The organism is Microcoleus sp. F10-B2 (assembly GCF_036704965.1).
Taxonomy (GTDB): domain Bacteria; phylum Cyanobacteriota; class Cyanobacteriia; order Cyanobacteriales; family Microcoleaceae; genus Microcoleus.
This window is the reverse complement of record NZ_JAUBTB010000005.1, coordinates 126,871-137,539: the sequence shown is the minus strand read 5'-3', so window position 1 is coordinate 137,539 and position 10,669 is coordinate 126,871. Positions and strand designations below refer to the sequence as shown.

Annotated in this window: 11 protein-coding genes and 1 pseudogene; 5 read left to right on the top strand and 7 right to left on the bottom strand. The window is 46.2% G+C overall.

The window, feature by feature from the left end; translation table 11 throughout:
* Nucleotides 1-99 (top strand): fructosamine kinase family protein (locus QUA99_RS03680; protein ID WP_333411367.1); only part of this gene is annotated, 99 nt, incomplete at its 5' end.
* A 79-nt stretch (nt 100-178) separates the two neighbouring features.
* On the opposite strand, the gene QUA99_RS03675 is transcribed toward QUA99_RS03680, so the two are convergent.
* The gene (locus tag QUA99_RS03675; protein ID WP_333234783.1) at nt 179-1,879 is read right to left on the bottom strand and encodes an ABC-F family ATP-binding cassette domain-containing protein; all 1,701 of its coding nucleotides are present in this window, start codon (nt 1,877-1,879) and stop codon (nt 179-181) included.
* Between the two features lie 440 nt (nt 1,880-2,319).
* Between QUA99_RS03675 and QUA99_RS33010 the strand changes: the two genes are divergently transcribed.
* Nucleotides 2,320-2,430 (top strand): element excision factor XisH family protein, encoded by a 111-nt coding sequence (locus QUA99_RS33010; protein ID WP_445250974.1) that lies wholly within the window; start codon nt 2,320-2,322, stop codon nt 2,428-2,430.
* Between the two features lie 46 nt (nt 2,431-2,476).
* Here QUA99_RS33010 and QUA99_RS03670 read toward each other — a convergent pair.
* Nucleotides 2,477-2,857: pseudogene (locus QUA99_RS03670) on the bottom strand (IS1 family transposase); the annotation flags it as partial.
* A gap of 283 nt (nt 2,858-3,140) precedes the next feature.
* On the opposite strand from QUA99_RS03670, the gene hisIE reads away from it, so the two are divergent.
* Nucleotides 3,141-3,791, top strand: coding sequence for a bifunctional phosphoribosyl-AMP cyclohydrolase/phosphoribosyl-ATP diphosphatase HisIE (gene hisIE, locus QUA99_RS03665; RefSeq protein WP_333234782.1), 651 nt, complete (start codon nt 3,141-3,143; stop codon nt 3,789-3,791).
* A gap of 12 nt (nt 3,792-3,803) precedes the next feature.
* On the opposite strand, the gene QUA99_RS03660 is transcribed toward hisIE, so the two are convergent.
* Complete coding sequence (locus tag QUA99_RS03660; RefSeq protein WP_333234781.1) at nt 3,804-5,081, bottom strand: MFS transporter; 1,278 nt, start codon at nt 5,079-5,081, stop codon at nt 3,804-3,806.
* Nucleotides 5,082-5,399: 318 nt separating this feature from the next.
* Between QUA99_RS03660 and QUA99_RS03655 the strand changes: the two genes are divergently transcribed.
* Nucleotides 5,400-5,903 carry a hypothetical protein gene (locus QUA99_RS03655; RefSeq protein WP_333234780.1) on the top strand — a complete coding sequence of 168 codons (504 nt, stop codon included), beginning with the start codon at nt 5,400-5,402 and terminating at the stop codon, nt 5,901-5,903.
* Between the two features lie 79 nt (nt 5,904-5,982).
* On the opposite strand, the gene QUA99_RS03650 is transcribed toward QUA99_RS03655, so the two are convergent.
* From QUA99_RS03650 to upp, 3 genes are all read right to left on the bottom strand, one after another.
* Nucleotides 5,983-6,285 (bottom strand): TMEM165/GDT1 family protein, encoded by a 303-nt coding sequence (locus tag QUA99_RS03650; RefSeq protein ID WP_333234779.1) that lies wholly within the window; start codon nt 6,283-6,285, stop codon nt 5,983-5,985.
* A gap of 60 nt (nt 6,286-6,345) precedes the next feature.
* Nucleotides 6,346-6,813: a TMEM165/GDT1 family protein gene (locus QUA99_RS03645; protein WP_333234778.1), complete on the bottom strand. Its 468-nt coding sequence runs from the start codon at nt 6,811-6,813 to the stop codon at nt 6,346-6,348.
* A 310-nt stretch (nt 6,814-7,123) separates the two neighbouring features.
* A complete protein-coding gene (gene upp, locus QUA99_RS03640) occupies nt 7,124-7,774 on the bottom strand; it encodes a uracil phosphoribosyltransferase (RefSeq protein WP_333234777.1) in 651 nt (216 codons plus the stop codon).
* Nucleotides 7,775-8,513: 739 nt separating this feature from the next.
* Here upp and crtH point away from each other — a divergent pair.
* On the top strand, nt 8,514-10,058 hold the full coding sequence (gene crtH / locus QUA99_RS03635) for a carotenoid isomerase (protein ID WP_333234776.1): 1,545 nt from the start codon (nt 8,514-8,516) through the stop codon (nt 10,056-10,058).
* Between the two features lie 151 nt (nt 10,059-10,209).
* Here crtH and QUA99_RS03630 read toward each other — a convergent pair whose 3' ends face one another.
* The gene (locus QUA99_RS03630) at nt 10,210-10,650 is read right to left on the bottom strand and encodes a pentapeptide repeat-containing protein (protein WP_333234775.1); all 441 of its coding nucleotides are present in this window, start codon (nt 10,648-10,650) and stop codon (nt 10,210-10,212) included.
* Nucleotides 10,651-10,669: the final 19 nt, after the last annotated feature.

Genomic DNA, 10,669 nt, shown 5'->3' with positions numbered 1-10,669 from the left:
ACTTTATATAATCTATATCACATTTTGAATCATTTTAATTTGTTTGGTGGGAGTTATGAGTCGCAGGCGAATCAGATGATTAATAGAATCTGCGGTTAGAAATAGGGATTTTTTATTTCTAACCGCAGATGAACGTAGATAAACGCAGATGTAAGGTTTATCTGCGACCGTTGCCGCTTTATTTTTGCTTAGCTGTTGCCTTTTTCTTCGCTTCTTTTTCTGCTTTTTTAGCCGCTTTTTCAGCTTCAAGTTTGGCGATTCTTGCTAGCTCTTTTTCTTCGGCTATTTTATCCAGATAGTAGTGGTAATCTCCCAAATAAGTGCGAAACTCTCCATCTCGGATTTCGACTATTTTGTTGGCGACTTGGGAGATGAAATAGCGATCGTGCGACACGATAATTACAGTACCGTCATAATTCTGAATCGCCTCTTCCATCATCTCTTTCGCCGGAATGTCGAGGTGATTTGTCGGTTCGTCCAAAATCAGCAAATTCACGGGAGTCAACAGCATTTTTGCCAAAGCTAGGCGGGCTTTTTCGCCGCCGCTTAAAGCGCCAACCTGTTTGAATACTGTTTCGCCCGTAAATAAGAAACGGCCCAACAAAGTCCGAACTTCTTCATTTTTCCAGTCGGGCACTTCGTCGTGAATCGTTTGCATCACGGTTTTATTCAAATCTAAGGCCTCTGCCTGATTCTGTTCAAAGTAACCCGGGATGACGTTGTGACCTCCCAATTTGACCGTACCTTCAGAAGGCTTTTCTAAACCCATAATCAGTCGCAGCAGAGTAGATTTACCCGCGCCGTTGGGGCCGAGAAAGGCTATGCGATCGCCCCTTTCAATTAATAAGTCTGCTCCCAAAAATAGAATTTTTTCGCCGTAGGTGTGCACCAAATCTTCAATTATTGCTACTTCGCGGCCGCTGCGGGGTGCGGGGGGAAAGCGGAAATGCAAAGTTTTTAATCCGCCGGTGGGGGCTTCGATGCGTTCGATTTTGTCTAACTGTTTCTCGCGGCTTTTGGCTTGGGTGCTGCGAGTGGCGCTGGCGCGGAATTTTTCAACGAATGCTTGTTGTTTTTCGAGTTCTTTTTGCTGGCTTTCGTAGGCGCTGAGTTGGGCTTCTCTGGCTTCGGCTTTTTGCAGTAAATAAGAGGAATAGTTGCCGAGGTAGGTGGTGGAAACTCCGCGTTCGGTTTCGACGATTTGGGTGCAGAGTCGATCGAGAAATTCTCGGTCATGGGATACGATTACCATTGGAGTTGTCAGCCCTTTCAGGTATACTTCCAGCCATTCGATCGTTTCTAAGTCGAGGTGGTTAGTAGGTTCGTCTAGTAGCAGGATGTCGGGTTTTTGGAGGAGAATTTTACCCAAACTCATCCGCATTTGCCAGCCGCCGCTGAAGGCGCTGACTAATCGATCGCCGTCTTCGGGTTCAAATCCGATTTCGGGCAGAATTTTTTCGATTTGGGCTTCTAAACCGTAGCCGTTTAAGCCTTCAAATTGCCGTTGCAGCCGATCCATTTTGTGGATCAGTTCGTCGAGATTTTCTGGGTTGGAGGCTTCCAAGTCTCGATGGACTTGCATCAGCGATTCGTGGACTTCGTTGGCTTCGCTGAAGGCGCGCCAAAATTCTTCTCTGACGGTGCGGGTGGGGTCGATTTCAAATTCTTGGGAGAGGTAGGCGATGTGCAAGCTGGCGGGGCGAATGACTTCGCCTGCGGTGGGTTCGATTTCGCCGGCGATGATTTTGAGTTGGGTGGATTTACCGGCACCGTTGACGCCGACTAAGCCGATGCGATCGCCCGGTTTGACTTCCCAGGTGACATCTTTGAGTACGACGCCTGTGGGATAAATTTTACTGATGTGTTCGAGTCGCAGCATTGTTGTGGGGACTGGGGAAGGGCAGGTTTAGCGGCGGATCGGATGCCGGCGCTGAGGTCGAGTCAATCTTAACAAATTTTAAAGATTTTTAGTGAATTGCTAGATTTTGATTTAGTGCGAGTTACGCATGGGGGCCCAGAAACCGGTTTTTTTTTGCGAAAAGACGCGTTGTTATCGACAGATTATGTAAAAAACCCGGTTTCTTTGTCTCAGTGCATAACTCCTGATTGAATTTCTCGAATAATGCTTGAGACTTCTGCACATTATAATAGTCAGTGTCAACCTCGATAGCAAAAGAGAGCGATCGTGCCAGCCAGAGACCTCGATCGTCAAGTTGTCAAACAGGCTGTTATTAAGGCTGGCTGGAAAATTACCCGCGATCTGTATCCTTGCTTTTTGCCAAAAGAAACCTATCGATCTGGGTGCCGAACAGCTATTAGCTGCTGAGAACAACCATCGCAAGCAAGATAGCCGTTGAACTTAAAAGTTCGATCGGAAAGTCTAGGATTGCCGATTTAGAGCAAGCTTTGGGTCAGGCGTTGGTCAACTGAGGTATGATTTGGCTATCACCGCTGACGGAGGCAAGTTGAATAGCGTTCAAAGCACAGTATCTAAATGATTAGTTGAATAGAGAATGGGAACGTCCTCGAATTTGATAAGCCTGAATTAGTAAACGAATTGAATGTTTGAGCATTTATTCTGATTGAGAATAACAAAAAGTTTTACTCTTCAATCCAGGCAGATAATGTCTGAGTCTTGTATTTTCACCTTCAACTGCAAGTCATATAAGTTTTACAGATGGTTTTATCACCATCTGGAATCAACATTGGATAAACTTTCCCTCCGTCTCGTTACATAAAAATAGCATCTCTATTTCTCAACAATATCCCATACAGTTTTAAATGTTTTGGCACGCTCTGTTTCTTAAAACCATCCTAAAATACCTGCTTTGAAGTGGTCTATTGTTGTCCGCAACCAGGGGTGCTCACGGCTTCGCTTTATAGATTTTAGGGACAAACTAATAAGTATTATCAATACAGGCTGGAATTTTTCACAATTTGACGGAAACCCATTTGCTATGTCACCGCCGGATTCATCTGTGAGAGCAATCTAAAATCTAAAATCGGATGGCTTCGCTTCTGCCAAAGTGTGATATTTTGTAAAAGAGTTCTTGGCAATTTGTCGGTAACTTAATATGTTGCCACAAGTCCGAATAGAAAAATCAAAGGGTTAATCTATATTCCCAAGTTGAAATAAAATTATGTCTGCTACTGATTTATCGAGTTTGAGCCGATCGATCCCAATTGAAAAGATTCGTTACGACGATCGCGGTTTAGTACCGGCGATCGTCCAAGATTATTTGGACGGTACGGTGTTGATGATGGCGTGGATGAATCGGGAGTCACTGCAAAAGACTCTCTCTACCGGACAGACGTGGTTTTGGAGTCGTTCGCGTTCCGAATTGTGGCCCAAAGGCGCGACTTCGGGACACGTTCAAAATGTAAAGGGGCTGCGTTACGACTGCGATAGCGATGCTTTGTTAGTCACTGTCGAACAAGTCGGAGATATTGCTTGTCACACGGGAGAAAGAAGTTGTTTTCACCAAGTTGATGGGGAAATTTCACCGCCGCCAGGGGATATGTTATCTCAATTATTTGCGGTAATTTGCGATCGCCGGGACAATCCTAACGAAAGTTCTTATACTTGCAAGTTGTTCGAGGGCGGCGACAACAAGATTCTCAAGAAAATTGGCGAAGAGTCGGCGGAAGTTGTGATGGCTTGCAAAGATGACGACAAAGACGCGATCGCTGGAGAAGTTGCGGATTTATTTTATCACGCTTTGGTTGCTTTGGCTCACCATCAAGTTGATTTGAGGGCGGTTTACCGCAAATTGGGCGATCGAAGAAAATAATCTGTCAGTTGGTTATGGATTTGTAGTGAGGACTTCTGTCCTCTTTTTCAAAATTCGATCGAGCTTTTGCAAAATAAAAATAGCCGCGCCGACACTCAAAGCCAAACCCAACCAAAAATTATCCGCCGCCCATTTACCCCGATCCAAAGCCAAACCGCCCAGCGGCGGCCCGATTAAATAGCCTATCGCCCAACACTGAGAATTAACCGCCAAATACACGCCCCGCAAAGACTCCGGCGCTAAATCTACCACCAAAGCCGAAGCAAAAGGCGTATAAGCAACAGTCGCAACCGACAAAAAGCTCAAGCCTAAAACAGCTAAAAATAGATTGCCAGTGGCAGCCATTCCCGTCAAGCCGATCGCAATAAATCCCATTCCCCACAGCAGGGAAGAAATTATCAAAGCTTTTGGATGGGAAAATGGCCTCAAAGCTTTAACAACCGGCAGTTGCAATGCCACAGTTAAAAACGTGCTAAAAGCAAACAAAACGGTAATTGTAACAGTAGAAAAGCCTGTTCCCGTCCCCACCGCGACAAACTTGCTAAAGTACAGCGGCATCGTGGTTTGGATTTGGGAAATATATAATGTGAACAGAGTATTTACTAAAGCATAAACTAAAAGACTGCGATCGCTCAGCGCCACCATCCAGCCATTTTTCCGATTGTTTTCGCCTCTATCCGTTGAATTAGCTGGTTTGTAGGTTTCGGCGATCGCGATCGCAACTACTGCAAACAGCACTAAAAACGAGATACCATCGACAATAAAGAGCGATCGATAATTACCCGTTACCGCAATCAACAAACCGCCCAAAATAATCCCAACTTGCAAACCCAAATTATCAGCCAGCCGCGTCAAAGCAAAAGCTTCCTGTCGCTGTTCGCCTTCGGTTAAATCCGCCACCATCGTCTCGGTTGGAGGCCAATATAAACCCACGCCCAAACCCATCAGTAAATTGCCCGCAATTAAGCCGGCGAAATCATTAGTCGCCGCCAGTATAAAAGAAGCGGCAGCCGAAATAATTGCCGCCAGCAATAAAGTTCGCCGCCTTCCCCAAAATTTGGAATCGCAAAAAGAACCGCCCAAAATTCTGCCGAATATTCCCGAAACTGAACAGCTACCCAAACCAATCCCAACAGCAGTAGCAGATAAGCCCACGCGATCGACAAAAAATATCGGCGCGTAAAATAAAGTAAAACCGGTGCCGCTTTGGGAAAGGAACCTGCCGGCGGCAAGAATCCAGACTTGAGGAGGGAGACGGGGCAACCAAGATGATAATTGAATTTTAGGCATTATAATTAAATGAGGAGTTAGTCGTGGACGCAGAAACCAATTTTATTATGAAGATTTTTACGAACATACGTTATACCCTTTAATCGCGGTCAAAAACCAGGTTTAGTCGATCGCAAGGCGTAAGTCCTGTAAGTAATTATTAATCTATTGCATTCTTTTTTAGAATTAGTAATATGATGACAAGCACCAGTGAACTTAACAATTCTTCAGGGTCTGTTACACAAAAGTTACCATTAATTTAAAGATACTTAACACGATCCTAGAAAAAAATTAGTTAAACTCTAGAAGAGGCAGAAAAAATTTAGAGGGTCTAATTATATGACAGCTATTACATCAAGAGTGGAATCAATCAGACCCCGTTGGCAAGCAATTGTTATGGTGGCATTGATTTTTTGGCTCAGCGGTAGCCTGATTTTGGATCTAGTAATTATGCCCAGTCTTTACGTATCTGGCATGATGACATCTCCCGAGTTTGCAACGGCAGGAAATTTAATGTTCTGGGGATTCAACCGCGTAGAGTTAATCTGTGCGGGTCTGGTGGCAACGGGTTTGATGGTTTTGAGCAATTTAGTCGGTGACTTCGGCAAGCGCAGCCGCACAGCAATCTTATTATCATTGATACTTCTGGCGATCGCCCTGATTGACACCTACGCCCTGACACCGCAAATGAGCGCCTTGGGAATGCAGCTAAATCTGTTCGATTCCGCAGCAGAAGTGCCCGCCGGGATGAATCTACTGCACCAAGGCTATTTTGGCTTAGAAGCGCTGAAATGGGCTGTCGCAGCTACGCTGCTGGGCTGGTGCTATCAAAATCAAGCTTAATCAACGATAAAAATTAGGACACGGCAGTGCCGTTTCCCTACAATTAATTGGGGTAGGGAAACGGCACTGCCGTGTCCTATTATTCTGATTCTTCTGACACATCAGATAATTCAGATTTCGGCCACAGCAGCCGCAAGCCCATCACCGCAAATCCGATCGCTGCGATCGCCTTTACCAGTCTCTCCGGCAACACCTCTGCCGTGCCTTGCCCAACTAAAACGCCGATGAAACTCGCCAGCAGCAGCGCCGACGCCGTGCCGAAAAATACAGCCCGCGGCGAGTTACAACTGCTGCCCAGGGCGATCGCAGCTAATTGACTTTTGTCTCCTAATTCTGACAAAAACACTGTTATAAAACTTATTGCCAAAAGTTGCCAGTCCATATTTTTTTCAGTTCTTAGTTAGGTATTTTAGAAATCTAGGACTTACCGACAGGCAGACAATTAACTCAGCACTTCCCAGAGTAGAACCGCCGAAATCGCCAGCAAAATCACTCCGGCTGCTCTCTCCAAAGTTCTCGGAGCAATCCGACTAGCCAGCCACCTTCCCAGCAAAACCCCCAGCAAACTGGTTGCTATCAAAGCTGAACCCGCACCCGCAAAAACTATCCCAGGATTTCGAGATTCAGCCGTCATCAGCAAAATCGCGAGCTGAGTTTTGTCTCCAATTTCTGCTAAAAAAATAGTTGCAAAAGTCGAAACAAAAATTGCCCAGTGCTTGGGCTTCAGTTTCTTTTGTTCCTGACAAATATCGGGATTTACAGTCACTGAGAGTTCAGCGGGCTCTGGGGTTAAACCAGCACAAATCTCAGTAACCTCTTTTATTTGTAGTTGTACCTGTTGTGGCAAATCATACTTGGGGTTTACTGAGTCAGAAGCAGACAAGCTTGGCGGAACAGAATCAAGTTTCACGGGCAATGAGTGCTAAACGCTATTTATTTTTGACTTGTACTTTTGATTCTAACTTTCTCTGTGCCAGCTTTTACCAAACCAGGGTCATCTTTTTCCCCGGAGATTTCAGCAACTGATTCCTGGAACCACTCACCTCACCCACAAAGGCATACAAGCCCCCAGATTTATCAGTCGAGTCAATCTAAAATCTACAATCTACAATCTAAAATCTACAATCTAAAATTGACTGACGCTTACAAGCCCCCAGATTTATCAGTCGAGTCAATCTAAAATCTAAAATCTAAAATCTAAAATTGACTGACTGACTGGTTTATGTGCCGTAAGTTCGATCGCCCGCATCTCCCAAACCAGGTACAATAAAGCCCTGTTCGTTGACTATTTCGTCGATCGTTGCCGTGTAAATCATCAAACTCGGGTACTCTGCACTCAGCCTCTTCAAAGCCGGAGGAGCAGCCACCACAGAGATAATCCGAATCAAGCTCGGGTCAATTCCCCGTGCAGTCAATTCCTGCATTGTCGCTACAATCGTCCCGCCAGTCGCCAGCATCGGCTCGCTAATTATCACCCGCGTTTCCGGGTTAAACTGCGCCGGCAATTTGTTCAAATAACAAGTCGGTTCCAGCGTCTCCTCATTCCTTGCCATGCCAAGGTGGTAAACCGACGCCAGCGGCACAACCGTCTGAATTCCTTCGAGCAGTGACAAACCCGCCCGCAAAATCGGTACCACAACTAACGGAGCTTCCGGGTTGATAAAAGTCGCCGGACATTCGGCTAAAGGCGTCTGCACTGTGGTTTCCACTGTCGGCAGCCATTCTCGAATCGCCTCGTAAGCCAGCCACCTTCCCAATTCTGTCATCGCAGAACGAAAAAGTACCGATGGGGTGGCGGCATCGCGGGCAACAGCCAGCCAGTGTTTAATTAACGGATGCGGAGGAACGTAAACGCGCAGTTGCAGGGACATGAGGAATTTGGGGAGAGTGCTAGGTTGGAGGGATTTTATACGGTGCGGTCCATCGTCTTCGAGGGCTTCGCCAACAGGCGATCGATCGCTCTGTGCAACTTATCACATCCTTGAGGGCGCATACAAGCCAGAGATTGAGAATCCACATCTTGCACTATTTTTAAGATTGCCGTCGCGGGTTCAAACCCCCCCCGGACTGCTGGACTATTGCCACAAGCACAAGCTGTCGGTTAGAACTGACATCTTGCACCATTATTAATAAGCCTTTCACTCGAAGGGCTCTCCTGCCCACCCCACAAGAAAACTCACTCTTGGCTTCACAGGCATCTTTCCTGTTTTTGAGAATTGTGCAAGATGTGAGGTAGAACCCGTTTGCCGATCGACCTCCATCAGCTTATTGAAATATTTTTCCATTAGTATTGACATTAATTAGCAACAAGGCTATAGTGATTTTTAGTGTTCTCCTCTCAAAGGATCGGCAGACGGGGGCAGTCGGCAATGGTAGACTGTTCCCGCATTTTTTTTTGAAGCTGGGGTATCGGGCGTTGGGATGAGAGATAGGGAAGAGGGAATAGGGAATAGGGTAATTAATATTCGTTCAACATCTGCCTTCAACATCTGACGAATGGCTGACAATCAATAATTAATCCGTGTATCCGTCTCAAAATCCGTGTCGTGCCTTCTTCCTTGTAGAGCGATCGACTGTAATATTATGGAAATTATTAAGATTTTTAACCCAATGTCAGCTCCTACCCAATCCCAGTTATTTTCTTCCAATTCCCGCCCAACAGAGCAAGAGTTTGATGTAATTGTCATCGGTTCCGGCATTGGCGGACTCGTGACAGCCACCCAGCTAGCCGCTAAGAAAGCCAAAGTTTTAGTGCTTGAAAGCTATACAATTCCCGGGGGTAGCGCTGGATATTTCGATAGAGAAGGCTACAGATTTGATGTTGGGGCCTCCATGATTTTTGGCTTCGGACAGCGCGGCACCACCAACCTCCTCACCCGCGCCCTGAAAGCAGTCAACGTCACCCTAGAAACTATTCCCGACCCCGTACAGCTTCACTATCACTTACCCAACGGCTTGGAACTGGAAGTTCCCCAGCCTTATGAGAAATATTTGCAAGAATTAACTGACAGGTTCCCTCACGAACGCGAAGGAATCCAGAAATTTTACGGCGAATGCTGGAACGTCTTCAACTGCCTCAACGGGATGGAATTGCTATCCCTAGAAGAACCCGGATATCTGGTTCGAGTCTTTTTTCAGAATCCTTTAGCCTGTTTGGGATTAGTAAAATATCTGCCTCAAAATACAGGCGACATTGCGCGCCGCTACATAAAAGACCCTACTTTGCTGAAATTTATCGACATGGAATGCTACTACTGGTCTGTAGTACCCGCAGACTTGACCCCAATGATTAACGCCGGAATGGTATTTTCCGACAGACATTACGGTGGCATAAATTATCCCAAAGGCGGAGTCGGCCAAATCGCCCAAAAATTAGTCGAAGGATTAGAAAAATGCGGCGGGAAAATTCAATACAAAGCTAAAGCGAAAAAAATTATTACAGAAAACGGCCGCGCTGTCGGAGTAGAGCTAGCAACCGGCGAAGTTTACCGGGCAAAGCGGATAGTTTCTAATGCCACGCGGTGGGATACTTTTGAGAAATTGCTGCCTGCAGAAGAGATGCCCGCGAGTGAAAAGAAATGGCAGCAGCGCTATCAAAAAGCCCCCAGTTTCTTGAGTCTGCATTTGGGAGTGGAAGCAAGCGCAATCCCTGCCGGTACTGCCTGCCACCACATTTTGTTAGAAGATTGGGACAAAATGGAAGCGCCGGAGGGAACAGTTTTGGTGTCAGTTCCGACCGTGCTAGACCCGGATTTAGCTCCCGCAGGATATCACATCGTTCATGCTTTTACGTCGAGTTGGATGGAAGAGTGGGAAGGAATTTCGCAGCAGGCATACGAGGATAAAAAGGAAGAGGCGGGAGGGAGAATTATTGAAAGATTAGAAAAGATTTTTCCCGGTTTAGATGCCGGTTTGGATTATATGGAAGTGGGGACAGCGCGTTCTCACCGGCGCTTTTTGGGGCGCGAAGACGGAACTTACGGGCCGATTCCGCGACAGAAGTTAATGGGTTTGCTGGGAATGCCATTTAATCGAACTTCTATGCCAGGTTTGTATTGTGTGGGTGACAGTACCTTTCCGGGACAGGGTTTAAATGCGGTGGCGTTTTCTGGGTTTGCTTGCGCGCACCGCATTGCGGTTGATTTGGGTTTTTAGCGCTAGTAGTAGGGTGCGTCAGACGGTTCGTTTGAAATACGAGAGAAAATGTGAGGTTCCCGGCCACCCTACACAAAAACTAAAAACCCGGTTTTTGGGGAAAAACCGGGTTTTAAACTGAAAATTGGCAGTTTTCATTCTTTTACTGAGTTCACTGGTCGTAGCTACCGCCGACACCGATTTGGGTATTGTAGATTTTGGCATCAGTGATTGTCATATCTTGCATTGATGCGCCGGATACGTCAGCGGTGTTAATGATGGCTGCGGTCAGATTTGCCCGATCGAGGTCTGCGTCATTTAAACTGGCATTAGTCAGGAAAACTGCTGTTAAGTTAGCACCCGTTAAGTTAGCGCCCGTCAAGTCAGCGCCTTCGAGGTTGGCATTAGATAGGTTTGCACCTCGTAAATTTGCTTCTCTCAAATCAGCACCAATTAAATGGGCTCCTGTTAAATCTGCTCCTGTCAAGTCGCACTGAAAACATTGCCCAGTTGACAATAACTGTTGGACATCAACGGGATTTTCAGCGCGAGCCGGGTCGGCCAACAGTAGGGGAGTAATTAAAAATGTAGCGGCTAATAGATGGCGTTTCATAATCCCTTTTCCTCACCAG